The organism is Tatumella sp. JGM94 (assembly GCF_018257595.1).
GTDB classification, from domain to species: Bacteria; Pseudomonadota; Gammaproteobacteria; order Enterobacterales; family Enterobacteriaceae; genus Tatumella; species Tatumella punctata.
Genome location: NZ_JAERJN010000007.1, coordinates 122,472 through 146,791, shown reverse-complemented (window position 1 = coordinate 146,791; position 24,320 = coordinate 122,472). Strand labels below are relative to the sequence as shown.

General features: G+C 51.2%; 24 protein-coding genes and 3 tRNA genes. 19 read left to right on the top strand and 8 right to left on the bottom strand.

Going from position 1 to position 24,320, the window contains the following annotated elements; genetic code table 11:
- Positions 1 to 49: 49 nt before the first annotated feature.
- Positions 50 to 1,171, bottom strand: coding sequence for an anhydro-N-acetylmuramic acid kinase (anmK, locus tag JK216_RS07290; protein ID WP_212711308.1), 1,122 nt, complete (start codon positions 1,169 to 1,171; stop codon positions 50 to 52).
- A 260-nt stretch (positions 1,172 to 1,431) separates the two neighbouring features.
- Here anmK and JK216_RS07285 point away from each other — a divergent pair, with 260 nt between their 5' ends.
- Positions 1,432 to 1,899, top strand: a complete 468-nt coding sequence (locus JK216_RS07285) for a glycine zipper 2TM domain-containing protein (protein WP_212706864.1) — start codon at positions 1,432 to 1,434, stop codon at positions 1,897 to 1,899.
- Positions 1,900 to 1,993: 94 nt separating this feature from the next.
- Here JK216_RS07285 and slyA read toward each other — a convergent pair whose 3' ends face one another.
- The gene (gene slyA / locus JK216_RS07280; RefSeq protein ID WP_212710085.1) at positions 1,994 to 2,434 is read right to left on the bottom strand and encodes a transcriptional regulator SlyA; all 441 of its coding nucleotides are present in this window, start codon (positions 2,432 to 2,434) and stop codon (positions 1,994 to 1,996) included.
- A gap of 145 nt (positions 2,435 to 2,579) precedes the next feature.
- On the opposite strand from slyA, the gene JK216_RS07275 reads away from it, so the two are divergent.
- Genes JK216_RS07275 through JK216_RS07265 form a run of 3 tightly spaced genes read left to right on the top strand, consistent with a single transcriptional unit; the run spans position 2,580 to position 5,685 of the window.
- Positions 2,580 to 2,816 carry a DUF1656 domain-containing protein gene (locus JK216_RS07275; protein ID WP_212706862.1) on the top strand — a complete coding sequence of 79 codons (237 nt, stop codon included), beginning with the start codon at positions 2,580 to 2,582 and terminating at the stop codon, positions 2,814 to 2,816.
- A gap of 6 nt (positions 2,817 to 2,822) precedes the next feature.
- Complete coding sequence (locus JK216_RS07270) at positions 2,823 to 3,677, top strand: HlyD family secretion protein (protein WP_212706861.1); 855 nt, start codon at positions 2,823 to 2,825, stop codon at positions 3,675 to 3,677.
- Between the two features lie 7 nt (positions 3,678 to 3,684).
- A complete protein-coding gene (locus tag JK216_RS07265) occupies positions 3,685 to 5,685 on the top strand; it encodes an FUSC family protein (protein ID WP_212710163.1) in 2,001 nt (666 codons plus the stop codon).
- Between the two features lie 21 nt (positions 5,686 to 5,706).
- Here JK216_RS07265 and JK216_RS07260 read toward each other — a convergent pair whose 3' ends face one another.
- Positions 5,707 to 5,946 (bottom strand): DUF1289 domain-containing protein, encoded by a 240-nt coding sequence (locus JK216_RS07260; protein ID WP_212706859.1) that lies wholly within the window; start codon positions 5,944 to 5,946, stop codon positions 5,707 to 5,709.
- Between the two features lie 7 nt (positions 5,947 to 5,953).
- Positions 5,954 to 6,118 (bottom strand): hypothetical protein, encoded by a 165-nt coding sequence (locus tag JK216_RS07255; RefSeq protein ID WP_212706858.1) that lies wholly within the window; start codon positions 6,116 to 6,118, stop codon positions 5,954 to 5,956.
- A gap of 137 nt (positions 6,119 to 6,255) precedes the next feature.
- On the opposite strand from JK216_RS07255, the gene JK216_RS07250 reads away from it, so the two are divergent.
- From JK216_RS07250 to rnt, 3 genes are all read left to right on the top strand, one after another.
- Positions 6,256 to 7,374 carry an alkene reductase gene (locus JK216_RS07250; RefSeq protein ID WP_212706857.1) on the top strand — a complete coding sequence of 373 codons (1,119 nt, stop codon included), beginning with the start codon at positions 6,256 to 6,258 and terminating at the stop codon, positions 7,372 to 7,374.
- An 80-nt stretch (positions 7,375 to 7,454) separates the two neighbouring features.
- On the top strand, positions 7,455 to 7,862 hold the full coding sequence (gene gloA / locus JK216_RS07245) for a lactoylglutathione lyase (protein ID WP_212706856.1): 408 nt from the start codon (positions 7,455 to 7,457) through the stop codon (positions 7,860 to 7,862).
- A 115-nt stretch (positions 7,863 to 7,977) separates the two neighbouring features.
- The gene (gene rnt / locus JK216_RS07240; RefSeq protein ID WP_212706855.1) at positions 7,978 to 8,661 is read left to right on the top strand and encodes a ribonuclease T; all 684 of its coding nucleotides are present in this window, start codon (positions 7,978 to 7,980) and stop codon (positions 8,659 to 8,661) included.
- A 91-nt stretch (positions 8,662 to 8,752) separates the two neighbouring features.
- Here the strand turns inward: rnt and JK216_RS07235 are convergent, their stop codons facing one another.
- Positions 8,753 to 9,088 (bottom strand): Grx4 family monothiol glutaredoxin, encoded by a 336-nt coding sequence (locus tag JK216_RS07235; protein ID WP_212706854.1) that lies wholly within the window; start codon positions 9,086 to 9,088, stop codon positions 8,753 to 8,755.
- 357 nt (positions 9,089 to 9,445) lie between these two features.
- Here JK216_RS07235 and JK216_RS07230 point away from each other — a divergent pair, with 357 nt between their 5' ends.
- A complete protein-coding gene (locus tag JK216_RS07230; RefSeq protein WP_212706853.1) occupies positions 9,446 to 10,243 on the top strand; it encodes a C40 family peptidase in 798 nt (265 codons plus the stop codon).
- Positions 10,244 to 10,532: 289 nt separating this feature from the next.
- Here the strand turns inward: JK216_RS07230 and JK216_RS07225 are convergent, their stop codons facing one another.
- On the bottom strand, positions 10,533 to 10,622 hold the full coding sequence (locus JK216_RS07225) for a YnhF family membrane protein (protein ID WP_212706852.1): 90 nt from the start codon (positions 10,620 to 10,622) through the stop codon (positions 10,533 to 10,535).
- A gap of 272 nt (positions 10,623 to 10,894) precedes the next feature.
- Here JK216_RS07225 and purR point away from each other — a divergent pair, with 272 nt between their 5' ends.
- On the top strand, positions 10,895 to 11,920 hold the full coding sequence (purR, locus tag JK216_RS07220) for an HTH-type transcriptional repressor PurR (protein WP_212706851.1): 1,026 nt from the start codon (positions 10,895 to 10,897) through the stop codon (positions 11,918 to 11,920).
- Here the strand turns inward: purR and punR are convergent.
- Positions 11,917 to 12,828, bottom strand: coding sequence for a DNA-binding transcriptional activator PunR (punR, locus tag JK216_RS07215; protein ID WP_212706850.1), 912 nt, complete (start codon positions 12,826 to 12,828; stop codon positions 11,917 to 11,919). The genes purR and punR overlap by 4 nt on opposite strands.
- Positions 12,829 to 12,933: 105 nt before the next feature.
- On the opposite strand from punR, the gene punC reads away from it, so the two are divergent.
- Positions 12,934 to 14,097 carry a purine nucleoside transporter PunC gene (gene punC / locus JK216_RS07210; RefSeq protein ID WP_212711307.1) on the top strand — a complete coding sequence of 388 codons (1,164 nt, stop codon included), beginning with the start codon at positions 12,934 to 12,936 and terminating at the stop codon, positions 14,095 to 14,097.
- 314 nt (positions 14,098 to 14,411) lie between these two features.
- Positions 14,412 to 15,560: a cyclopropane fatty acyl phospholipid synthase gene (cfa, locus tag JK216_RS07205; RefSeq protein WP_212706848.1), complete on the top strand. Its 1,149-nt coding sequence runs from the start codon at positions 14,412 to 14,414 to the stop codon at positions 15,558 to 15,560.
- A 123-nt stretch (positions 15,561 to 15,683) separates the two neighbouring features.
- On the opposite strand, the gene JK216_RS07200 is transcribed toward cfa, so the two are convergent.
- Positions 15,684 to 16,319, bottom strand: coding sequence for a riboflavin synthase subunit alpha (locus tag JK216_RS07200; protein ID WP_212706847.1), 636 nt, complete (start codon positions 16,317 to 16,319; stop codon positions 15,684 to 15,686).
- A gap of 189 nt (positions 16,320 to 16,508) precedes the next feature.
- Between JK216_RS07200 and JK216_RS07195 the strand changes: the two genes are divergently transcribed.
- The 8 genes from JK216_RS07195 to JK216_RS07160 all read left to right on the top strand — a co-directional run bounded on the left by JK216_RS07195 (position 16,509) and on the right by JK216_RS07160 (position 24,017).
- On the top strand, positions 16,509 to 17,882 hold the full coding sequence (locus tag JK216_RS07195) for an MATE family efflux transporter (RefSeq protein ID WP_212710080.1): 1,374 nt from the start codon (positions 16,509 to 16,511) through the stop codon (positions 17,880 to 17,882).
- A 154-nt stretch (positions 17,883 to 18,036) separates the two neighbouring features.
- Positions 18,037 to 18,113: transfer RNA gene (locus tag JK216_RS07190), tRNA-Val, on the top strand.
- A gap of 2 nt (positions 18,114 to 18,115) precedes the next feature.
- Positions 18,116 to 18,192: transfer RNA gene (locus JK216_RS07185), tRNA-Val, on the top strand.
- A 9-nt stretch (positions 18,193 to 18,201) separates the two neighbouring features.
- Positions 18,202 to 18,278, top strand: a tRNA-Val gene (locus JK216_RS07180).
- A 118-nt stretch (positions 18,279 to 18,396) separates the two neighbouring features.
- Positions 18,397 to 19,353 carry a trehalose operon repressor TreR gene (gene treR / locus JK216_RS07175; protein ID WP_212711306.1) on the top strand — a complete coding sequence of 319 codons (957 nt, stop codon included), beginning with the start codon at positions 18,397 to 18,399 and terminating at the stop codon, positions 19,351 to 19,353.
- 141 nt (positions 19,354 to 19,494) lie between these two features.
- Complete coding sequence (treB, locus tag JK216_RS07170) at positions 19,495 to 20,952, top strand: PTS trehalose transporter subunit IIBC (RefSeq protein ID WP_212706844.1); 1,458 nt, start codon at positions 19,495 to 19,497, stop codon at positions 20,950 to 20,952.
- 16 nt (positions 20,953 to 20,968) lie between these two features.
- Positions 20,969 to 22,669: an alpha,alpha-phosphotrehalase gene (locus tag JK216_RS07165; protein ID WP_212710077.1), complete on the top strand. Its 1,701-nt coding sequence runs from the start codon at positions 20,969 to 20,971 to the stop codon at positions 22,667 to 22,669.
- 85 nt (positions 22,670 to 22,754) lie between these two features.
- Positions 22,755 to 24,017, top strand: coding sequence for a maltoporin (locus JK216_RS07160; protein WP_249212948.1), 1,263 nt, complete (start codon positions 22,755 to 22,757; stop codon positions 24,015 to 24,017).
- Positions 24,018 to 24,320 lie beyond the last annotated feature (303 nt).

Here is a 24,320-nt window from a genome sequence, read left to right as displayed (position 1 = left end):
AACAACACCAGCACTATTTACATCGCCCCCGTTAGCAGGGGCGGGCCTGTTACTCGTCTGCCAGCAGACTGGCAGGGAAAATGGCACCGAGCAGAGTAAAATCTATGGCGCCGGTCACCGCTGGCAGGTTACCGGGCAGTCCTGATAAGGTACGAAATGCCAGCCAGGCAAAAGCCAGCGCTTCCATATCATCGCTGCTGATCCCCGCATCATCTGTTTTCCCCACGGCAGTCCCCGGCAGCAGGGCCGAAATACGCGCCATTAATGCCCGGTTATGGTTTCCTCCGCCACAGACCAGCAGACGATCACAGTGTCCGTTTAAGCGGATTTGCTGCACGATACTCATGGCGGTTAATTCCAGTAAGGTGGCCTGAACATCACTGGCGGCAAGTCCCGGCAAGCGCTGTAACTGCTTTTCGACCCACGACAGATTAAAGTATTCCCGGCCAGTACTTTTCGGTGTCGGTAACGAGAACCAGGGATCGTCCAGCATCTGTTTCAGCAATACAGGGATAACTTTACCACTACTGGCCCAGCGACCATCCCGGTCAAAACGTTGTTGCCGGTTACGCCATATCCATGCATCCATCAGAATATTTCCCGGCCCGGTATCAAAACCACGGATAGTCTGCCCCGGAAACAGCAGTGAGAGATTGGCAATTCCGCCAATATTCAGTACCACCCGCCGTTCGCCGGGATGCATGAGTACTGCACGGTGAAACGCCGGAACCAGAGGCGCTCCCTGCCCCCCCAGCGCCATATCTCGCCGGCGAAAATCCCCGACCACCGTAACGCCAGTCCGGGCGGCTATCTGATTATTGTCTCCCAGTTGCAGGCTGAAAGGCGCATCACCTTCCGGTTCATGCCAGACGGTTTGCCCGTGACAGCCAATGCCGACAATATCCGACGGGTTCAGGGACTCACGGCGCATCAGAGTTTCTATGGCTTCACTGAACAACTGCCCGAGGCGTGAATCAAGCCGGCCTATTTGTGACAACGTCACGGGGTGCCCCTGGCAGACATCCAGTATCTGCTGCCGAATGTCGAGCGGCATAGGATGACAATAACTGGCTTGCTGGGCAACGATATGTTCGTCTATGGCCGCCAGCACAACATCCACTCCGTCCAGGCTGGTGCCTGACATTACTCCGATATATCGTCCCGACTTCATGTTAACCTCAGTTTACGGCGCTGCTGGCTGTCAGCCGCCCGCTGATTATTAGTGACTTATATTGTGAACAGGATAACAATTGATCATCAATTAATTGAATACATTTTGCCGATGATTGAATTATCGTTTATGCACACAGTTCCAGAATGTCATGCTGATAATTGCAAAAATCGCTTCAAAATGCACAATTTGCTTTATAATTGGATGATAGCGTGGTCAAAGGTGCGCAAATTGCGCCGATTTTTGAAAGGAGTTTCTGAATGATTAAACGTTTAACTGCTGTTGCTGCGGTTGCCCTGGCACTGACCGGATGTGTCAATGACAATAATTTGTCCGGTGATGTCTATAGCGCCAGCGAAGCCAAACAGGTGCAGAGTGTTTCCTACGGGACGCTGATTTCCGTACGCCCGGTAAAAATCCAGGCAGGCGGTGACAGTAATGCTATTGGCGCAATCGGTGGTGCAGTGCTGGGTGGCTTCCTCGGTAATACTATCGGTGGTGGTGCCGGACGCAGCCTGGCGACAGCCGGTGGTGCAGTACTGGGCGGCCTGGCCGGTCAGGGCGTACAGGGCAGCCTGAATACTTCACAGGGCGTTGAGCTGGAAATCCGTAAAGATGACGGCAACACCATTATGGTTGTTCAGAAACAAGGCAATACCCGTTACTCTGCGGGTATGCGTGTGGCTATCGCCACTGATGGCAGCCAGGTAACGGTTTCCCCCCGCTAAGACTCCTCAATATTAAAGAACCCGTCTGACGACGGGTTCTTTGTCTGTAAAAAATTAGCTGTTTATTGTCCGGTTATTCCGTCAGATAAAATTGTCACTGACTCTCTTTTCCTTGCAGTTCGACAATGTTTTTTTCCAGCCTGCCGATAAGCTTCCCCAGTGTGGAAATTTCTGAAGCGGATAATCCGTCAAGAATATCTTCACGACTGCGATCAATCACACCTTCCAGCTGCTCAATGACCGGTGCTGCGGCCTCTGTCAGGGTGATTCTTTTAGCCCGGCGATCATCGGCACAAGGGAGCCTGCTGATAAGCCCCTTGCTTTCCAGCTGATCGAGTGTTCTGACCAGTGAAGGCTGTTCGATACCAATCGCTTTAGCCAACTGTATTTGTGACTGTTCCGGAGGTAACTGGTGAATATTATGCAATGTCACCCACAGGGTCTGGGTCAGGCCCAGGGGTTTCAGTCTGTTATCAATGACTGCGCGCCACATACGCACCAGTCTGGCAAGATCAGTGCCTAATGAAGACTCCATACAATTCCCTTATAATTAGCTTGCTAAGCATTATTTTCGATCTTACACTATTTTGCGGTTTTCAGGGAGTAATTACAAATGCCTGATGCAGAAATCATTTTCTGCTTTTCTTCTGCTGTATTTTTGCTGACAAGGATTGCCAGATATGAACTGGAGTAGCCATCCGCCTTTTTCTTCCCTGACCGAACTGGTGCTGGGGGATTCTTTATTTTTTCCGCCGATATTTAAGCCTGTTTTACTCGGCTTTTTCTTCTGGCTGATGATCCATCCGCTGATCAGAGCACGGATGTACTCCGGTGTTTTCTGGCACCCGACGCTGATGGACCTGTCCCTGTTTATCCTGTGTGTTGCCGGCGCATTTGGCTTGCTCAGCCTGAGATAATGACTTATGAAAGTGAATCTTCTGAAGTATTTTACGACCCTGATAGTGTTTGCTATTGCCCTGATTGCCGGCTGGTGGATGTGGAACTACTATATGCAATCCCCCTGGACCCGTGACGGGAAGATACGTGCCGAACTGGTAAATATTACGCCTGAAGTATCGGGCCGGATTATTTCGGTTAATGTTACTGACAACCAGTTTGTCCGCCGGGGTGACTTACTGGTAACCCTGGATGAGGTACCGCTAAAAATAGCGGTGGATAATGCGCAGGCATTACTGGCCAGGTCACAGGCCGATTTACTGAAAGCGCGCCATGAACAGCAACGCCGTGCCCGTCTGCCGAAAAATATTATTTCAGCAGAAGATATGGATATCGCACGCCAGACGGCAGATGCCATGCAGGCCAGCGAAAAAGCTGCACAAGCCAGCCTGGATAAAGCCCTGTGGGACCTGCAACGGACCAAAATTTATGCTCCGGTCGATGGATGGATTACTAACCTGACTCTCCGCGCAGGTAACTATGCCAGTGAAGGTTCACCATTATTTGCTCTGCTGGACAGCCACTCCTATTACGTAATGGGATACTTTGAAGAGACCAAACTGCGCCATATCCGTGACGGTGACCCGGCCAGAATAGTACTTTACAGTAATGGCGACACACTGACCGGTACCGTGTTAAGTATCGGCCGCGCTATCTACGACCAGAATATTGAGGCCGACGGGCTGGTTCCGGAAATAAAACCTACCGTGCCCTGGGTAAGGCTTGCTCAGCGCGTACCGGTACGCATCCGGCTGGACAAAGTCCCGGACAATATTCAGCTGGTTGCAGGAACTACCTGCACTATTGTTATTCGCCGGTGACCCGCAGATGAACCTTAACTGGCTGGAATGGCAGCAATTACCCTGGGTTAAAGCTAATAGCCTGCAGTGGCGCTACGCTTTGCGCAATAGCCTGGCAATGTGTCTGGCCCTGACCTTTGCCTATAGTTTACAACTGGATGAACCTTACTGGGCGATGACATCCGCTGCGGTAGTCAGTTTTCCGACCGTGGGCGGCGCTATCAGTAAGAGCCTCGGGCGGATCTGCGGCAGTCTGTTAGGCGCTACTGCCGCGCTGATTATTGCCGGACATGCCCTGAATGACCCCTGGTTGTTTATTTTTACGATTGCCGGCTGGCTGGCCTTCTGTACCTGGATCTCCAGCCATTATCAGAATAATGTTGCTTACGCCTTCTGCCTGTCAGGTTATACGGCGGCAATCATTGCGTTTACCACCGTCAATGTGACTGATGTTAATCAGGTCTGGGAAATGGCGCAGGCACGGCTTTGCGAAGTGATTACCGGTATACTTTGTGCGGGGCTGATGATGATGATCCTGCCAGGCACATCGGATGGGGATAAACTGATGCAGTCGTTACGTACTATGCATCAGCAACTGTATACACATGCCGTCAGCCTGTTAACCAATGACAGCCCTGCTACTGCCGGTGCGGCGCATGAGATGGTTATTTCACAGATCCTGACCATTAATCTGCTACGGATTCAGGCATTCTGGAGTCATTACCGTTTTCGCCGGCAAAATAATGTACTGAATTATATTCTTCACCAGCAGCTGCGGCTGACCGGCATACTGTCGGGATTACGTCGTATGCTGCTGAACTGGCCGGACGCGCCCGCCGGGCTCAGGCAGGGCCTGACACAGGTGATGCAGGAGCTCGGACGCCCGGGTTGTGATAAATACCGGCTGGCGGTGCTGATTTATCAGATATCTCAGCAAGGTGATGCTGACTATCGCCAGCAGGCGTTTTGCGAACGTTTACGTTATTTTTGCTGGCTGTATCTGAATGTCAGCCGCTGGATCCGTTTAATCACAGCCGCAGATGCAGATACTCGCTTTCAGCCACCGCAGGTACCGTCTCTGGCCAGAGAAAATGACAGTACTGAAGCCGGATGGAGTGCCGTCAGAACCTTCGCAGCTATTGTGCTGGGGGGCACCTTCTGGATCAACAGCCACTGGGAAAGCGGCGCAGCCGCACTGACTCTGACCTCTATCGCCTGTGTTCTCTATTCGTCATCACCTGTCGCGGCAGGAACGATTCTGGGGTTACTTAAAACCTTACTGATACTGTCTTTTTTCAGTCTGTTATTAAAATTCGGTCTGATGATCCAAATCAGTGCCCTGTGGCAGTTGATGTTGTTTTTATTCCCGCTGCTGATTACCTGCCATCTTCTGAAGCTGCAACATCCCGCCAGTGCCAGCTTCTGGGGACAGTCAATCGTTTATCTTGGCTCATTTATCTCGGTGACTAATCCGCCCCAGTGGGATTACGGCGAATTTCTTAATGATAATGTGGCCAAAATCTGCGGCGTATTACTGGCATGGCTGGCATTTCAGATCCTGCGTCCCAGCTCTGACGACCGTAAGTCACGACGAAATATCCGCGCCCTGCGCCATGTATTTCTTGACCAGCTGCACCTCCATCCGGGACTCAGTGAAAGCGTGTTTGAATCCCGCGTGTATCACCTGGTAAGCCGTTTAAAAAACAGTAATAACCAGCAGGCACATATCTGGCTGTTACGCTGGGGGGTGGTATTGCTTAACTGTTCACATATTGTCTGGCAATTACGCCGCTGGCAGTCAGCCTCGGCCAGCCTGATCGTCATCCGTGATCAGTGTTTCCGTTCATTGCATCATATTATTAGTTTACAGGGCGTCCGTCATCGTTCACTACTGGCCACACTCAGCGAACTGGAAGATATGATCCGTGGGCTACCCGTTAACAGTGACAGAGAAGCACGGGAGCTGGCAGGGATTTTATGGCGCCTGCACTGTTCGCTGGCCCAGTTACAGCAGGCCGTTCCTGATTAGTCCCCTGCCCCGGCGGACGGTTCAGAATAATGACGGCTGCTGCGGCTCTTCACTTTCGGCCGTTTTTTTCCGGCGCTGCATACGCAGGCGCCGTTGCAGACAGATGCGCAGTACCTCACGTTTCTGAGGATCGGTGAATGTCATCCAGTTAAAACGTTCTTCCCGGCTGCGCTGGCAGCCCTGACAATAGCCCCGGCTGTCGCTACGACAAATCCCGCGACACGGATTCGGGACAGGGAAAAATTCCAGTTGCTCAGCCATTATCCCCTCAGCACATAGAGTATGCCTGCCAGCTAATCTCTGCCCGGCGGGTTATTTTTGCTACAGTTCCGTTAAACTCTAGCGCCGGATCATGCCACTGGCAATCGTAAAAACTGGCCGGCATTGCCGGAAATTGTCCGTTTGTGCGTTCAGGCCACTTGTCCATTGTCATCAGGCAGCCTGCTCTTTACTCTGCCTGCCCGGGCCCGGAAACAGACCGGTGATACCCGTTACTGCTGATCATCTCTGATGCCGGCTCCGGACAGGCCGTTAATGCTGTAACCACACTTCATCCGCGGGGAGAATAAAATGACTGACAGTCCGCTTTTTACACCGTTAACCGTTGGCGCAATTACCGTACCCAACCGTATTTTTATGGCACCCCTGACCCGGCTGCGCAGTATTGAACCCGGCGATATTCCCACACCGCTGATGGCTGTTTATTATACACAGCGCGCTTCCGCCGGGCTGATCATTTCTGAAGCCACCCAGGTATCCTTTCAGGCAAAAGGTTATGCCGGCGCTCCCGGATTACATAGCGCCCCGCAAATTGCTGCCTGGTCTGACATTACCCGTCAGGTACATGCTGCTGAGGGACATATAGCAGTACAATTATGGCATACAGGACGTATTTCTCATTCGTCGCTACAGCCCGGCGGACGACCACCGCTGGCGCCTTCTGCACTGCCGGGCAATACCCGCACTTCCCTGAAAGATGCTGACGGTAATGTCTATCGGGAAAAAACATCACTGCCACGGGAAATGAGCCACAGTGATATTCAGCAAGTGATTGCAGATTTCCGTCAGGCCGCGGCCAATGCTGAGCAGGCCGGATTTGACCTGGCAGAGATCCATGCCGCCCATGGCTACCTGTTACATCAGTTCCTGTCGGCACAGTCCAATCAGCGGACCGACGAATATGGTGGCAGCCTGCAAAACCGTGCACGTCTGGTACTGGACATTGTCGATGCGATGGGAGAAGCCTGGGCAAAAGATCGGATTGCCATTCGCCTGTCCCCTGTCGGTGAGTTCCAGGCATTAGCCAACGGACCGGATGAAGAAGCCGAAGCCCTGTGGCTGATCAATGAACTGGCAAAACGGAAAGTCGCCTATCTGCATTTATCTGAGCCTGACTGGGCTGGCGGGGCACCTTACAGTGACGATTTTCGTCACAAAGTCCGTGCTGCATTCCCGGGGGTAATTATTGGCGCCGGTGCCTATACTAAACAAAAGGCAGAGGCGCTGATTAACCGCGGCCTTATTGATGCGGTTGCTTTTGGCCGGGACTATATTGCAAACCCTGATTTGCCAGAACGCCTGCAACAAAATGCACCACTGAATCCGCAGCATCCGGAGTCATTTTACGGCGGTTCTGCTCAGGGATACACCGATTACCCGTTTATGACCGATAAGCGGGCTTCACTGTAACGATTTCCCTGTTACACTAAAGACCGGTAAACTTTCCGGTCATTAATGTCTGATGACTGCACAGAAAAAAAGAGGATGATATGCGTCTGCTTCATACCATGCTGCGTGTCGGTGACTTACAACGCTCTGTAGATTTTTATACCCGGGTGCTGGGTATGCGTTTGTTACGTCAAAGTGAAAACACCGAGTACAAATATACGCTGGCTTTCCTCGGTTATACGGAAGAAAGTGAAGGTGCAGTTATTGAACTGACCTATAACTGGGGTGTTGACAGTTATGAACCTGGCAACGCTTATGGCCACATTGCTATCGAGGTCGAGGACGCGGCTGAAGCCTGTGAAAAAATCCGCCAGGGCGGAGGTAAAGTATCGCGTGAAGCCGGTCCGGTGAAAGGTGGTAATACGGTTATCGCTTTTGTCGAAGACCCGGACGGTTATAAAATCGAACTTATCGAGAAAAAATATGCAGGTCAGGGCCTGAGTCACTGATCATCAGTGTCTGCCTGCTACAGGCAGGCACTTTCTGCGGCCTCTGATAGCCGTCACTGTGCCATTGCTGTTTTTACGATACTACCCACTGCGCTTTTCGTCCAATGAGATACTGATGTCCGATATTTGTTCCCTGAATGCCCTGAACCAACGCTTTCGCGGTTTTTTTCCTGTGGTTATCGATGTCGAAACCGCCGGTTTCAATGCCGATACTGACGCATTGCTGGAAATAGCTGCGATTACCCTGAAAATGGATAGTGACGGCTGGTTACAGCCCGACCAGACACTGCACTTCAATGTTAACCCGTTTGAAGGTGCCCTGCTTCACCCTGAGGCTCTGGCATTTACCGGGATTAATCCTGATGACCCGCAACGTAACGGGGTAAGTGAGCATGATGCGTTACATGCTATTTTCAAAATGGTGCGTAAAGGGATGAAAGACAGTGACTGCGGACGGGCAGTGATTGTCGCCCACAATGCCCAGTTTGATCAAAGCTTTGTTATGGCGGCAGCCCGGCGCAGTAATCTGAAACGCAATCCTTTCCATCCGTTTGCCACTTTCGATACCGCAGCGCTCAGCGGACTGGTTCTCGGACAGACCGTACTTGCCAAAGCCTGTAAGGCCGCAGGTATGGAGTTTGACAGTCATCAGGCACACTCAGCCCTGTATGATACGCAACAGACAGCAACCCTGTTTTGTGAACTGGTTAACCGCTGGAAAAGGCTGGGAGGATGGCCATTAGCGACTGATACTGATGCTGATGCTGAAAAAACACAGCACAGTTCACCGGTGTTGTAGATCTGACAGAGAACAGGCTGCCGCTTTCAGTTAGCAGCTGAAAAAATGCCCGCATCGGCCGGCGGGCATCGTTTTCAGTCACATCCGCGGTTTATTCCGCTGCAGGATATTTTTCAGCCGTTTCGTTAATCAGCTGTTGCAGTTCACCACGCTGATACATCTCGATAATAATATCACAACCACCGACTAATTCACCGTCCACCCATAATTGCGGAAAGGTTGGCCAGTTAGCATATTTCGGTAATTCGGCACGGATATCAGGATTCTGCAAAATGTCCACATAGGCAAAACGCTGGCCACAGGCAGAAAGCGCCTGCACCGCCTGGGCTGAAAAACCACAACTTGGCAGTTTTGGTGAACCTTTCATGTACAGCAGAATCGGGTTTTCTGAAATCTGCGTCTGAATTTTTTCAAGAGTGCTCATCATACTTCCTTCGGGACAAAACGACATGTCCGGTTATTGTAACGATATCAACCCGCGGGTGAAAACGACATTTTTCATCTTCCGTCGAAAAGATAATATCAGCGCCTTCAGGGTTAAATGATCTCTGTTGGGTAAAAACACGGATACCCGCGGTAAAAATACCGGTAAAAAGATGACTTAATTAACTGTTTACGCTCATTTTTACACCAAAAAACTTCTCGTAACAGATTACGGCAAAAAGACCTTAACATTTTATAAAAATCTGGATTAGAATGATTTTGGGGCTGGCTGAAAAGTCAGATGTTATTTTTTTAATCTTGTCCGCTTTTTTTCAGGACATTAACCTGTAACCTGACAACTATGCGTTTACTGACCACGCTTTTTATTCTGGCTGTAGCACAGCTTTTTTTTAATGTCGCAGAGGCTTCGCCACGTACTGCAATAAATGCTTCATTTCATAAATCAGCCAAAAAAGCGGTAACAGAAGATGCCCGCCGAAAAAGAAAACCACTGAAAACAGCCAGTACACGCCACAGAACCCGACAGCCCCTTATCCACCGGGTTAAGCATCTGACCAGCCCGCGTAAAGTCAGAGAGAGCCGCCCGAAAAAAGAATCACGTCGTATTGCGTTACATCGCACACCGGCACTCAGAAAATACGGTCACCAGCGCCAGATAGCCAAAAGGACCGCCGGCCGCCCTTCCGCGAAACTGGCTTCTATCCGCATGAGTAAACTGCACCGTGAACGCTATCAGAAAGCGCGTGCCATTGTGATGGTTAAATTAATGGATCAGTTAGGCAAGCCGTACCAGTGGGGCGGTTCCTCACCCCATACGGGCTTTGACTGCAGCGGGCTGGTTTATTATGCCTATAAAGACCTGGTAAACTTCAGAATTCCCCGTACTGCCAATGAAATGTACCATCTGCGTGATGCTGCACCGGTTAAACGCAACGATCTTGAGAAAGGTGATCTGGTATTCTTCCGTATCCACCGTGGCGGTGCGGCTGATCATGTGGGCGTTTATCTGGGCAATGGGAAATTCATTCAGTCACCACGCACCGGCAAGGATATCCAGATCAGCGCACTGAGTAACGAGTACTGGCAACAGCATTATATTGGTGCACGGCGGGTCGTAACCCCGAGCACAGTCCGCTAGTCTCCGCCCAGAGACTGAAAATCCCCCCCTGAATATCGCAGCACCGGTATTCAGGGGGGGATTTATGTCCGCTAACGCGGTGATTCCGTCAGGATCAGTAATACATAATATCTGAATAAATACACTTCCCTTAATACTGTAAAAAAATTCGTGCCCCGTAAAATAAAAAGCCGATACCCGCAACACGCCGGGTATCGGCTTCTCTGTCAGTAATGCTGCTTGCTACCCTTACTTTCCGGCTTTATACGTGCCTTTAGCGGGTAAACAGCCCTCTGCCGGTGCGAATACATTAATGCAGTATTGCGGTGAAACTGAACGTCGCAATCATCAGTAATGCAACGATAGTGGTGGTCAGCGCCAGCTTTAAATCCGTATCCATGACAGCTCCTATAGACACATAAAGTACAGGGTAATTATTATATTCCCACACTACTGCGCAAAAATCTCGTTTTATTCGCACAGCCTTGTTAGAATTACCGCTCTTTGTTGCGCAACCTTCCCTGTTTCCCCTTGTAAGGCACAGGCTTTTTTTACAGGTAATCCTTTACGGCCCCTCCTGGCAGCATCATTAGCGGCCTGATAAAACTGTAAAAACGCAAACGATTAACACACTTAAAATCAATAATTTAAAACACCAGGAGTTCTCAAGGAATGGCAACAATTAAAGATGTGGCGAAACGCGCCGGAGTCTCTACCACCACCGTTTCTCATGTCATTAATCAGACCCGTTTTGTTGCGGAAACGACCCGCAAAGCGGTTTGGGAAGCGATTAAAGAGTTGCATTACTCTCCCAGTGCCGTCGCCAGAAGTCTGAAGGTGAATAACACTAAGACGCTTGGTCTGCTGTCGACGTCTCTCGAAGCACCTTATTTCGCCGAGATTGTGGAAGCTATCGAAAAAAAATGTTTCGAACATGGCTATACCCTGATTCTGGGCAATGCGCATAACGACTTGCAGAAACAACGCGCTTATTTATCGATGATGGCGCGCAAACGTGTCGACGGGCTGCTGGTATTGTGTGCCGAATATCCACAGGAGTTGCTGGATATGCTGGAGGAGAACCGTAATATCCCAATGGTCGTTATGGACTGGGGAATGTCCCGTGGTGATTTTACTGATACCGTACTGGACAATGCTTTCCGTGGCGGTTACATGGCTGGCCGTTATCTGATTGAGCGCGGGCACCGTGATATCGGTTGTATTCCCGGCCAGATGGAGCGTAATACGGGAGGCGGCAGGCTGGCAGGATTTCTTAAAGCACTGGAGGAGGCAGGTATTACCCATTGTGAAGAATGGACTGTGCAGGGAGACTTTGAACCCGAATCCGGTTACCTGGCAATGCAAAAAATACTCGCTCAGCCGCGATTACCCACGGCGGTATTCTGTGGCGGCGATATTATGGCGATGGGGGCAATTTGTGCTGCCGATGAACAGGGCCTGCGTGTGCCACAGGATATATCGATCATTGGTTACGATAACGTGCGCAACGCGCGGTATTTTACCCCTGCCCTGACCACTATTCACCAGCCGAAAAGTGAGCTGGGCGAGAAAGCGCTGGATATGCTGCTGGATCGTATTGTGAATAAACGCGAAGAGCCGCAAACCATAGAAGTATACCCGTCACTGATTGAAAGACGATCGGTGGCCGATGGTCCGTTCCACGATTACCGTCGTTAACTACCGGTTTCACTCAGCCATTCCTGGTTAAGTGTCTGCGTATCACCAAGGTACTCAAGGAGCCAGCGTAATGCCGGAGAGCTTCTCTCTTCCGCCCAGCTGACGCAGCAGGGGCTTTCCGGAAACGGTGACGGCAGAGGAAGTTCCCTGACTTCTCCGACGTCCAGCAGTGGTCTGGCGAGATGCCCCGGTACCATAGCAACACATAATCCTGCCCTGACACAATCCAGCCCCGTTTGCCAGTCCGGTACCGTCATCCGCTGCTGGTTATCCAGGGTCCAGGTAATGCGGCGCGGTAATTCCCTTGAGGTGTCTTCCAACAGTAATGATGGCCATGCCCGTAATTGTTCCTCGCGCGGCCGGGCTTCAGCCGCCAGAGGGTGCCCGGCGCTGACAATACACCGCCAGTTAAGTCGTCCCATATCACGGAATGCAAAACGCCCGGTGACAGGGATCGCCTGGGTCGCTCCGATAGCCATATCCACCCGTCCTCCGGCCAGTGCATCCCAGACACCGTTAAAAACTTCTTCGCTGACGTGCAATTCTATATCCGGAAAGTGCCGGTAAAAATCGATAATCAACTGCTGCATTCTGCCCCGCCTGACGACACAGTCCACCGCAATACTTACCTGCCCGCGCCAGCCGTTCGCCAGTTGCTGGCATTGGCGCCGGGTTTCCTGCATTTTTTTGATAATCCCCCGGCATTCACGAACATAGTGCTCACCGGCGGCAGTCAGCACCACATCACGGTGCTGGCGATCAAACAATTGCACTGCCAGCCAGTCTTCCTGCTGTTTTACTGTATAACTTATTGCCGAGGGTACCCGGTGCAGTTCACGTGCCGCGGCACTGAAACTGCCATTCCTTGCGACGGCATCTATCACTTCCAGGGAATATTCAGACCACATGATTACCTTTCAATTTTTTTCACAGATAATTGCAAATATTAACGGTTCACAACTCTCTGTGCACCCTTTTAAACTCTGTGCCAATTTTTGTGATAAGGAACAGTAATGCGGCATCCGATATTTTTTTTAGTTTATCTGTCATTACTCAGCATGCTGGGTTTTCTGGCTACAGATATGTACCTGCCAGCTTTCGGTGCAATCAAACAGGACCTCGCGACCAATGCCGGGATAATCAGCGCCAGTCTGAGTCTGTTCCTGGCCGGATTTGCCTGTGCGCAGTTATTCTGGGGCCCCCTGTCTGACAGAATAGGCAGAAAACCGGTACTGATCTGCGGACTGGCTGTTTTTGCCGCCGGATGCCTGGCGATGTTATGGGTACGCTCAGCGGAAGTATTACTGGGGTTGCGTTTTATTCAGGCCCTCGGGGTCTGTGCCGCGGCAGTCAGCTGGCAGTCGCTGGTGGTTGACTATTATCCCGCCTCAGGTCGTCAGAAGATTTTTGCCACAGTTATGCCCATGGTTGCCTTATCTCCGGCCCTCGCCCCGCTGCTGGGCTCATGGTTGCTGGCCCATTATCACTGGCGTTCAATATTTTTGCTACTTATGCTGCTTACCCTGTGGCTGATAATTTGTACGCTGCGTCTCCCTGCGGTTCCGGCCACTGAACAGCCGCCTGCTGCGCGACAGCCTGAACCGGTTTCCTTCCGCCGACTGCTGGCCAGCCGCGGTTACAGTGGTAATGTGCTTATTTATGCCGCCTGCTCTGCCAGTTTTTTTGCCTGGCTGACCGGTTCACCTTTTATCCTGAGTGATCTCGGACTGTCACCGGCTGATATCGGTCTGAGTTATATTCCTCAGACACTGACTTTTCTGATAGGCGGGTTTGGCTGTCGTGCGCTGCTGAATCATTTCAGTGGCCGGCAACTGCTGCCCTGGCTGCTTGCCCTCTATTCCCTGAGTATTATCACTGTGACGCTGGTCAGTTTTTTTACCTCTCCGGGCCTGCTGACGTTACTGTTACCTTTCTGTGGTATGGCAATGGCTAATGGTGCGATTTATCCGATAGTGGTGTCGGCCGCTTTACAGATTTTCCCGACCGCCAGTGGTAAAGCCGCTGCGCTGCAAAATGCGCTGCAATTGGGACTGTGTTTCCTGTTCAGCCTGCTGGTCTCTTCGCATTTGTCACAGCCCCTGCTAACCACCACCTCGGTGATGGCCGTTACTGTGCTGCTGGCCATCGCCGGTTACCGTCTGCAACAGAAATCGTAACCCGCCTTTCACCCGCCCCCACCTGGTGGCGGGTTAATTTTCTCTTCACAATTAGCAACCTAACCGTAAACCATTGAACATTCAGCTTGCCAGGCATATAATCACCCCGGTAACAAATATTCACTATAAGTTGCAGGCATATTGTGACCGGTTTTGATTGTGCTATTCAGGCACAACCGCATTTTTCGATATTTACTAGATCCTCTGTTTTGTCTTTACTTATAAGTGCACGTTTTTTGTGAGTTTACTCACGGACCAGTGAAAGTCAGCTATTCTTTCCTCAGGTTCAAAATAGAACAGGTGATATAAAGCGTATGAGTTCATCATGTGTAGCAGAAGTTAGCCTTAAGGAAAATAATTGGTACCGCATTGCCAATGAAATGCTGTCGATGGCCGATATTGCTATCAATGGCGACCGTCCATGGGATATTCAGGTTAAAAACTCTGATTTTTTTAAACGCGTCTTGCAGGAAGGCTCTCTGGGACTTGGTGAGAGTTATATGGATGGCTGGTGGGAATGTGAACGGCTTGACCAGTTTTTTTATCGGGTACTGAAATATAAACTCGATAAACAATTACCACATCATTTCAAAGACACACTTCGTATTGCTACTGCCCGCCTTAAAAATCTTCAGTCCAAAAAACGCGCCTGGATTGTCGGTAAAGAACATTATGATCTGGGTAATGATCTGTTCAGTCTGATGCTGGATCCTTTTATGCAGTATTCCTGCGGTTACTGGAAAGAGGCAACCACTCTGGACGCCGCACAGGAAGCTAAACTGGACATGATTTGCCGTAAATTGCAGTTAAAGCCGGGGATGACTTTACTCGACATTGGCTGCGGCTGGGGCGGATTATCTGAGTTTGCTGCCCGTCGTTACGGTGTCAGTGTGCATGGCGTCACCATTTCTGCTGAACAGCAAAAAATGGCCCGGCAACGGTGCGAAGGCCTGGACGTCACTATCCTGTTACAAGACTATCGTGATCTTAATCTGAGTTTTGACCGGATTGTGTCTGTCGGGATGTTTGAGCATGTCGGCCCGAAAAACTATGCCACCTACTTCGATGTGGTTTCACGCAACCTGAAACCTGACGGACTTTTTTTACTGCATACTATCGGATCTAACCATACCGATTTAAATGTTGACCCGTGGATTGATAAATATATATTCCCGAATGGTTGTCTGCCGTCAGTGATGCATATCGCTCAGACCAGCGAACCGCATTTTGTGATGGAAGACTGGCATAATATTGGTGTGGACTATGACCGGACACTGATGGCGTGGTACGAACGTTTTCTCGCCAGCTGGCCACAGCTTGAAAATAACTATGATCAGCGTTTTAAACGTATGTTTAGTTATTACCTGAATGCCTGCGCCGGTGCCTTCCGTGCCAGGGATATCCAGTTATGGCAGGTCGTTTTCAGCCGCGGCATTGATGGCGGATTACGGGTAGCCCGTTAAGTCTTCACTGGCTCGTCTTAGAATAAAGCCCGCCGGTTGGTCGTGACAGCCGGCGGGCTTTTTACAGGAACATCGTTCAGCGAGGCACCTGTTGTCAGACAAGGCCGATAAAATAACGACGGCTTATACCTTCGCTTCTGTGGTTGCCATTTCGCGAGCTGCCAGTACCCGTTCGACCGTATCAATTACCGCCTGAGTTTGCGGATCAATTTCGATATTCACACGGTCGCCGATCTTTTTCTGACCCAGTAACGTGCGTTGCAGTGTTTCAGGGATCAGGTGTACACAGAACTTGTTCGCTACCACATCCCCTATTGTCAGGCTGCAGCCATCAATACCGACAAAACCTTTATGTAAAATATACTTGATCAGCGCACTGTCCTGCAGCCTGAACCAGATTTCACGGTTATTTTCGGATTGTATTATTTTCGATATTTCGGCTGTGGTCATGATATGACCCGACATCAGGTGACCACCTATTTCATCGGAAAATTTTGCAGCACGCTCAATATTCACCCGGCTTCCCGGCGTGATATCACCCAGATTGGTGATACGCAATGTTTCTTTAATCAGATCAAAGCTGACCAGATCATCATGTATAGCAGTGACGGTCAGGCAACAACCGTTGTGCGCAACAGAAGCCCCAATCTCCAGGCCTTCCAGCCATTGTGAAGGAAACCTCAGTGTGTGGGTTCGGAATAACGGTTTTTCATCGACCGCGACGACTTCTGCCGTCCCCTGCACAATACCTGTAAACATAGTTAATCTCCCTGAATATTTTCCGCAGAGTAACACAACACTGGCAGGCTGTTTATCCATTAATGGGGCTTTATTATTGCAAAAATAGTTTGAATTCACCGGTTGCTAAGTTTTCAGACCCCGCTACACTAGTCGCCAATAAGGATATCTCTCCTCTTCTATTCCCTTTGTTATTTTACAGGTGTATTCGTGCAGAAGTATTTTACTGAGGCGCGTCAGCTCCTTGGGCTCGCTATTCCGGTTATTCTGGCCCAGGTCGCGCAAACAGCGATGGGCTTTGTTGATACGATTATGGCAGGTTCCGTCAGTGCCACGGATATGGCGGCGGTGGCTATTGGTACCTCAATCTGGTTGCCGGTGATCCTGTTCGGCCAGGGGTTATTGCTGGCCCTGACCCCCACGGTTGCCCAGCTGAATGGCTCTGGCCGCCGGAACAAAATTATTTATCAGGTGCACCAGGCTTTCTGGCTGGCTATCGGGCTGGCTATCCTGACGATTATCCTGTTATGGAATGCCGGTTTGTTATTGCGGCATATGCCTGATATTGACCCGTCACTGGCGGATAAAGCCGAACGTTACCTGCACGCATTAATGTGGGGGGCTCCGGGGTATCTGCTGTTTCAGGTATTGCGTAACCAGTGTGAAGGCCTGTCTAAAACCAAACCGGGCATGGTACTGGGATTTATCGGCCTGTTATGTAATATCCCCCTCAACTATATCTTTATTTACGGTCATTTCGGTATGCCCGCCCTCGGTGGTGTTGGCTGTGGTGTGGCCACGGCGACTGTTTACTGGGTCATGTTCCTGGTGATGCGCTACTGGGTGAACCGGATGCCAGTGATGAAAGATATTAACCACCTGACCCGCCGTTCAGCTCCGGACCTGCAAATCCTGAAGCGGTTATTCGCACTGGGATTACCGGTGGCATTAGCACTGTTTTTTGAGGTGACATTATTTGCGGTCGTGGCCTTACTGGTTTCTCCGCTGGGGATTGTGGATGTCGCAGGTCACCAGATCGCCCTGAATTTCAGCTCCATGATGTTTGTCCTGCCGATGTCGATGGGGGTTGCCGCGACTATCCGTGTCGGATACCGCTTAGGTCAGGGGGATACGGAACAGGCAAAAATTGCGGCCTGGACCGCCCAGGCGGTGGGGTTATGTCTTGCCTGTATTACAGCCCTGGGAACAGTCGTCTTCCGTCATAAAATTGCTCTGCTGTATAATGACGATCCGCTGGTGGTTATGCTGGCCGCCCACCTGATGTTTCTGGCGGCTATTTATCAGTTTTCTGACAGTGTTCAGGTTATCGGCAGCGGTATTTTACGCGGTTACAAAGATACCCGGTCGATCTTCTTTATTACCCTGGTGTCCTACTGGGTACTTGGGCTACCGTTCGGTTATCTGCTGGCACTGACCGATATTCTGGTACCGCGTATGGGCCCTGCCGGATTCTGGTGTGGTTTTATCATCGGACTGACCGCCGCCGCACTGATGATGAGCTGGCGTATTCTGTGGGTACAGCGTCAGTCCGCTGCGGTGATACTGCGCCGCGCGGCCCACTGATAGCAGCACCGGCGACGGTTTTTTCCGCGCCGGTGATTAAAAATAACCCGCTTCGCACAGTTGCTGTCCAGTCAGTCATAAAAAACCATTATTCTCCTTGCCAGCACCGTCCTGTGCCGCTAATATTCGTCCCGCTGTCAGCATGATAGCGAATGCGTTCTTAGCTCAGTTGGTTAGAGCACCACCTTGACATGGTGGGGGTCGGTGGTTCGAGTCCACTAGAACGCACCAGTGCGTCCGTAGCTCAGTTGGTTAGAGCACCACCTTGACATGGTGGGGGTCGGTGGTTCGAGTCCACTCGGACGCACCATTTCGTAATGCGTTCTTAGCTCAGTTGGTTAGAGCACCACCTTGACATGGTGGGGGTCGGTGGTTCGAGTCCACTAGAACGCACCATTCTGCTTTTCCTCTCTTGTTGTTCTGTTACTGATATCCCTTATTACTGTTATTTCGGTTACTATAACTCTTCGTCTGCCTGTCGGCGGGTCAACGGATTGCTTATGGAAACACAGTGATGTCAAAACGTCTGACGATTAAAGATATTGCCCGCCTCAGTGGCACCGGAAAATCAACCGTATCACGGGTGATTAATCAGCAGGGAGATGTCCACCCGCAAACGCGTCAGCGTATTGAAGCGGTGATTAAACAACACCAGTTTATTCCTTCACGTTCTGCACGGGCTATGCGGGTCAATGAAAGCCGGGTGATCGGCGTCATTCTTGCCAGACTCGACTCCGCCGCAGAAAATCAGGCCGTCAGTGCGATGCTTCCTCTGCTCTACCAGTATGGCTATGATGCTATGGTGCTGGAAAGCCGGTTCAGTACCACGAAAGTAACAGAACATCTGCAGGTCCTCGGGCAGCGGGAAGTCGATGGTGTGATCCTGTTTGGTTTCACCGGACTGACCACCGGGATGCTGGCTGGCTGGGAAAACAAACTGGTGCTGATGGTCCAGTCATGCCGCGGTTTCTCGTCGGTCTGCTACGATGACGCCGGAGCAGTCAACCTGCTTGCCAGTCACCTGCAGCAACTGGGACACCGCAACATCAGTTATCTCGGGGTCAATGAAGAGGATAAAACCACTGGCGGCGATCGTTATCGGGCCTATCTGTCGGCCTGCCAACAGCTGAAGCTGCCCCCCCTTGCCGCACTCGGTTCTCTTGACTATCACAGCGGATATGACCTTGCCGCACAGGTCTGTACTGATGAGACCACGGCTGTGATTTGCGCAACCGACACCCTGGCGCTCGGTGTTTACAAGTATCTGCGGCAAAACCCGCAGAAAAATATTCAGGTGGCGGCTATCGGTAATACCCCTTTATTAGGCTTTTTGTTTCCTGATGTTGTCATGCTTGAGTTTGGTTACGCCACCGCCGGTAAACTGGCCGCAAGACAGCTGATTGCACATTTATCCCGCGCCGCCCCCGTCAGAAGCTTTCTGCTGAAAGGTAAACTCACCTCTGATTTCTGATGATAAATTGTACTGGTTTTGTGATCTGCCCTTAGTTCCGGGAACGTTCCCAACACTTTTTGCCACATTTTAATTATGCTGCTTATGACGGACCCACACTGCCGGAAAACTTTTCTATCAGGGAACCCATAAGGATTTGCCATGCGTGAAATTCAACAGCAGATTATTGATAAACTTATTAAATTCCTCGGAGGGCGAGACAATATTGTCAGTGCCACCCATTGTATTACCCGCCTGAGGCTGGTACTGAATGATCCCGCGCTGGCCAGTCCCTCAGGTCTGGAAACCCTGCCGATGGTCAAAGGCTGCTTTACCAATGCCGGACAGTTTCAGGTGGTGATCGGCCCGGAAGTTGATGACTACTACAAAGCAATGATGACAACCCTCGGTCTGACGGGCGCAGACCGTAGCCAACAGCGTGAAGCCGCCCGCAAAAATATGTCGATTGCTGAACGTGCCCTTTCGCATATTGCCGATATTTTCTTTCCGTTACTTCCGGCGCTAATCAGCGGCGGTCTGATCCTCGGTTTCCGTAATGTGATCGGCGACATCCCTTTCAGTGATGGTAATACCCTGGCCCAGTCATCTCAGGTCTGGCAGACCTTGTATGACCTGTTATGGTTACCCGGTGAAGCCATTTTTATGTTTTTGCCGGTCGCCGTCTGTTGGTCCACGGTGGTGAAAATGGACGGTACACCGATACTGGGCATTGTGCTCGGCATTACCCTTGTCTCTCCCCAACTGATGAACTCATATCAGCTGGGTCAGTCGGCAGCTGATACCTGGGATTTTGGCTGGTTCCTGGTAGAAAAAGTCGGGTATCAGGCCCAGGTCATCCCTTCCATACTGGCAGGTATGGCGCTGGCGATAATTGAACGCCAGCTACGGCGGGTGGTTCCTGTTTCCCTGAGCCTGGTAATTGTTCCTGTCACGGCATTACTGGTCGCGATCCCCCTGGCCCACGGTCTGATTGGCCCGTTCGGTCGCTTACTGGGAGACGGTGTTGCCAGCGTCGTGCAGCTGGCTATGACCGGCAGCTTTGCCCCTGTCGGTGCAGCATTGTTTGGCTTTTTATATGCCCCGCTGGTGATTACCGGGATCCATCAGACCACCCTTGCCATTGATATGCAGATGATCCAGAGCATGGGCGGTACCCCTGTCTGGCCGTTAATTGCCCTGTCGAATATTGCGCAGGCATCCGCGGTTCTGGCAATGATCATTATCCGCCGTTCACCGAAAGAACGTGCCGTGTCGGTACCTGCGGCAATCGCTGCTTACCTCGGGGTTACTGAACCCGCCATGTACGGGGTGAACCTTAAATTCCGTTATCCGATGCTGTGCGCAATGATTGGTTCCGCACTGGCAGCACTGTTTAGCGGTATGAATCAGGTTCTGGCTAACGGTATCGGCGTCGGTGGTTTACCCGGTATTTTGTCCATCCAGCCGAAATTCTGGGGCGTCTATGGGGTGTCAATACTGATCGCCATTATTGTCCCTCTGGTACTGACGTTTATCGTGGCGCGTTTCCATTCCGCAACCGCGAACAGTGCATCCTCATCGGACACTTCCCCCGTCACTGACTCATCCGTAACTCACTAACAGGCAGGTTGTTGTAATGGCTAAAGCATGGACTCAGGACAAAGTTGTTTACCAGATTTACCCGAAAAGCTTTCAGGATACTACCGGTAACGGTCAGGGAGACCTGGCAGGGATTATCAGCCGGCTGGATTATTTACAGTTTCTCGGGGTGGATATTCTCTGGCTGACACCAGTATATCCGTCGCCGCAGGTCGATAATGGTTATGATGTTACTGATTATTGTGCGATCGACCCGGGTTACGGCACGATGGAAGATTTTGAACGACTGGTCCGTGAAGCCCGCCAGCGTGATTTGTCAATTATGATGGATATGGTTTTCAACCATACCTCAACCCGCCATCCATGGTTTGTTCAGGCCTGTGATCCGCAGAGTCCGTACCACCCGTTTTATATCTGGCAGGATTCTCCGCCGGAGAAGCCACCGACCAACTGGTTATCTAAATTCGGTGGCCCGGCGTGGCAGTGGCAGCCGCAATGCGGACAGCATTACCTGCATTTATTCAGCCGTGAACAGGCTGATCTCAACTGGGAGCATCCGCCCGTCCGCGAGGCACTAAAAGAAGTCTGCCGTTTCTGGGCCGGTAAAGGCGTCGATGCATTACGGCTTGATGTCGTGAACCTGATTTCCAAACCGGCGTGTTTCACCGACGATCCTGACGGTGACGGACGCAGTTTCTATACGGACGGCCCGCGGGTTCATGAATTTCTGCGTGAGATGAATCGTGATGTTTTCAGTCCGTTGCAATTGGTCACGGTCGGAGAAATGTCTTCGACGACCCTTGAACATTGTCAGCAATATGCGTCGGTTGATAATACCGAACTGTCAATGGCCTTTAATTTTCATCACCTGAAAGTCGATTACCGTAACGGTGAAAAATGGACTCTGGCTGCCGCCGATTTTGTGGCGCTGAAAAAGATATTTTCTGACTGGCAACAGGGTATGCATCAGCGGGCGAACGGGGCTTTATTCTGGGGAAACCACGACCAGCCACGGGTAGTGTCACGGTTCGGCAACGACACCACTTTCCGGCAACATTCAGCCAAAATGCTGGCAATGGTGCTGTACGGTATGCAGGGAACACCTTATCTCTATCAGGGAGAAGAAATCGGCATGACTAATGCCGGGTTTACGCAGATCAGTCAGTACCGGGATGTGGAGAGCCTGACAATGTACCATCTGCTGACCCGGCAAGGCCTCTCGTCCCGGGATACTCTGGATATTCTGGCAGCGAAATCACGGGATAACAGCAGAACCCCGATGCTGTGGGATAACAGCAAAAATGCCGGTTTCAGCAGCGGCACGCCCTGGCTGGAATGTGCAGCACCTGCCGCAGGAATGAATGTTGCAGCAGCCATCGGCGATCCCGATTCGGTACTCCATACTTATCGTCAGTTAATTCAGCTGCGAAAACAGCTCGCTGTTCTGCAATTCGGTGACTACCGGGATCTCTGCCCTGCCAACAGCCGGATCTGGTGTTATTGCCGTCGCTGGCAGGATCAGCTGTTACTGGTTGCAGCTAACCTGACGGACTCAGCAATCCGCTGGCTGCCACCTTCCCTGCCACAGACTGGCGAATATCATCCCTTAATCAATAACTATCCCGATGCCGACCCGTTACGGCAAGGAGGTTACTTTAAACCTTACCAGGCCGTCTGGTGGTTACTGACTCCGGAGACCCCGGAGCATTTTCCGACAGACAATAACCACGGGTCGTAATCACTGCGACCCCCGCCCAGATACAGCACTGACGCTGTATCCTGACAGGAGAGTAATTATGAATACTCAGGGAAGAGCACCGGCAATGCTGGCCGCACTGGCAATTGCCTCGGTTTCCCCCGCTTATGCGCTCGATTTCAAAGGATATGCCCGTTCCGGAATAGGCTGGAGTAACCAGGGAGGTGAGCAGCAATGCAGTACAGCGACCGGCGCTGGCAGCAAATACCGGCTGGGTAATGAATGTGAAACCTATGCTGAGCTGAAACTGGGCCAGCAAGTCTGGCAGCAGGATAATGCTTCTTTTTATTTTGATACTAACCTGGCTTACGCCGTTTCCCAGCAGGCAGATTCTGAGTCAGTTTCTCCGGCACTGCGTGAGGTCAATATTCAGGGGGATAACCTGATTCCGGCTTTACCCGGCGCAAAACTCTGGGCAGGGAAGCGTTTTTACCAGCGCCATGACGTGCATATGATTGATTTCTACTATTGGGATATTTCCGGCCCGGGTGCAGGGATGGAGAATATCACCACCCCGCTGGGTAACTTATCCCTGGCGGTAACCCGCAATAGCGAAGCCGGAGGCGTGCAGGGGTATATTGAAAATGAACGAAACCGGGTACCGGTGATCACCGATACTTTCGATGTACGTCTGGCGGGTATTGCGGTTAACCCCGGCGGAGAGCTGGAAGTAGGGATTGATTACGGTAAAGCTAATTTGCGCAAAGGTTACTCTCTGGCGCCGGATGCCAGTAAAAAGGGCTGGCTGGTCAGCGCCGAGCATAAACAGACATTTTCTGAAGGCTATAATACGCTGGTGTTCCAGTATGCTACTGATGCCATGACCTCATTAAACAATGGCCGTGGCGAAGGCGCAGCCGTACTGAATAAGGGGAGTATGCTCCGGCTGATTGATCATGGGGCTATGGAAATCAATGACCGCTGGGGGCTAATGTATGTTGCGATGTATCAGGACATTAACCTCGATAACCGCAATGGTACCCGCTGGTTTACCGCCGGGGTCAGGCCAATGTATAACTGGACCCCGATCATGAGTACCTTACTGGAGGCCGGTTATGACCGGGTCAATTCTCAGCGTACCGGACAGACCAACAACCAGTTTAAACTGACTCTGGCACAACAATGGCAGGCCGGACCGAATGTCTGGGCCCGTCCGGCACTGCGGTTATATACCACTTATGCCAAATGGCAGGAAAACTGGGGGTATGCTCCGGATAATATGGCTGGCATAAGTAACGGTCTGGCTTACAGTGACAGCGCTGGTTATAACTTTAGTCGCGGAAGCCGTGGTGAGGTCAGCTTCGGTGCTCAGATGGAAATCTGGTGGTAACCGCTGCCGGTTTCAGATAATTATTCCCGGGAACGGTTACGTGATTTACGTATGCTGTCTGTCCCCGGTCATCCGGTGCTTTCACTGGTCGCCGGACCGCGCTGATACTGCGGAAGCAGCCTGTCTCAGTTTTTTTCAGCCACCCTTCGAAAATCTGATGTAGTGTTGCGCAATATCATTCTTTCACTGCTCTGTATCAGGCTTATTCCGATTTCTGTTTGGTTTCCGCCCACTTAGTGACTATAATAACCCTGTTGTCCACTTGAACGGTGTCTGCGAATAACGTGATAAGAGCATTAACGT

Bases quoted from the DNA above. Each gene is read 5' to 3' on its own strand.
- anmK (WP_212711308.1), bottom strand. From the start codon at position 1,171: ATGAAGTCGGGACGATATATCGGAGTAATGTCAGGCACCAGCCTGGAC.
- JK216_RS07285 (WP_212706864.1), top strand. From the start codon at position 1,432: ATGATTAAACGTTTAACTGCTGTTGCTGCGGTTGCCCTGGCACTGACC.
- slyA (WP_212710085.1), bottom strand. From the start codon at position 2,434: ATGGAGTCTTCATTAGGCACTGATCTTGCCAGACTGGTGCGTATGTGG.
- JK216_RS07275 (WP_212706862.1), top strand. From the start codon at position 2,580: ATGAACTGGAGTAGCCATCCGCCTTTTTCTTCCCTGACCGAACTGGTG.
- JK216_RS07270 (WP_212706861.1), top strand. From the start codon at position 2,823: ATGAAAGTGAATCTTCTGAAGTATTTTACGACCCTGATAGTGTTTGCT.
- JK216_RS07265 (WP_212710163.1), top strand. From the start codon at position 3,685: ATGAACCTTAACTGGCTGGAATGGCAGCAATTACCCTGGGTTAAAGCT.
- JK216_RS07260 (WP_212706859.1), bottom strand. From the start codon at position 5,946: ATGGCTGAGCAACTGGAATTTTTCCCTGTCCCGAATCCGTGTCGCGGG.
- JK216_RS07255 (WP_212706858.1), bottom strand. From the start codon at position 6,118: ATGACAATGGACAAGTGGCCTGAACGCACAAACGGACAATTTCCGGCA.
- JK216_RS07250 (WP_212706857.1), top strand. From the start codon at position 6,256: ATGACTGACAGTCCGCTTTTTACACCGTTAACCGTTGGCGCAATTACC.
- gloA (WP_212706856.1), top strand. From the start codon at position 7,455: ATGCGTCTGCTTCATACCATGCTGCGTGTCGGTGACTTACAACGCTCT.
- rnt (WP_212706855.1), top strand. From the start codon at position 7,978: ATGTCCGATATTTGTTCCCTGAATGCCCTGAACCAACGCTTTCGCGGT.
- JK216_RS07235 (WP_212706854.1), bottom strand. From the start codon at position 9,088: ATGATGAGCACTCTTGAAAAAATTCAGACGCAGATTTCAGAAAACCCG.
- JK216_RS07230 (WP_212706853.1), top strand. From the start codon at position 9,446: ATGCGTTTACTGACCACGCTTTTTATTCTGGCTGTAGCACAGCTTTTT.
- JK216_RS07225 (WP_212706852.1), bottom strand. From the start codon at position 10,622: ATGGATACGGATTTAAAGCTGGCGCTGACCACCACTATCGTTGCATTA.
- purR (WP_212706851.1), top strand. From the start codon at position 10,895: ATGGCAACAATTAAAGATGTGGCGAAACGCGCCGGAGTCTCTACCACC.
- punR (WP_212706850.1), bottom strand. From the start codon at position 12,828: ATGTGGTCTGAATATTCCCTGGAAGTGATAGATGCCGTCGCAAGGAAT.
- punC (WP_212711307.1), top strand. From the start codon at position 12,934: ATGCGGCATCCGATATTTTTTTTAGTTTATCTGTCATTACTCAGCATG.
- cfa (WP_212706848.1), top strand. From the start codon at position 14,412: ATGAGTTCATCATGTGTAGCAGAAGTTAGCCTTAAGGAAAATAATTGG.
- JK216_RS07200 (WP_212706847.1), bottom strand. From the start codon at position 16,319: ATGTTTACAGGTATTGTGCAGGGGACGGCAGAAGTCGTCGCGGTCGAT.
- treR (WP_212711306.1), top strand. From the start codon at position 18,397: ATGTCAAAACGTCTGACGATTAAAGATATTGCCCGCCTCAGTGGCACC.
- treB (WP_212706844.1), top strand. From the start codon at position 19,495: ATGCGTGAAATTCAACAGCAGATTATTGATAAACTTATTAAATTCCTC.
- JK216_RS07165 (WP_212710077.1), top strand. From the start codon at position 20,969: ATGGCTAAAGCATGGACTCAGGACAAAGTTGTTTACCAGATTTACCCG.
- JK216_RS07160 (WP_249212948.1), top strand. From the start codon at position 22,755: ATGCTGGCCGCACTGGCAATTGCCTCGGTTTCCCCCGCTTATGCGCTC.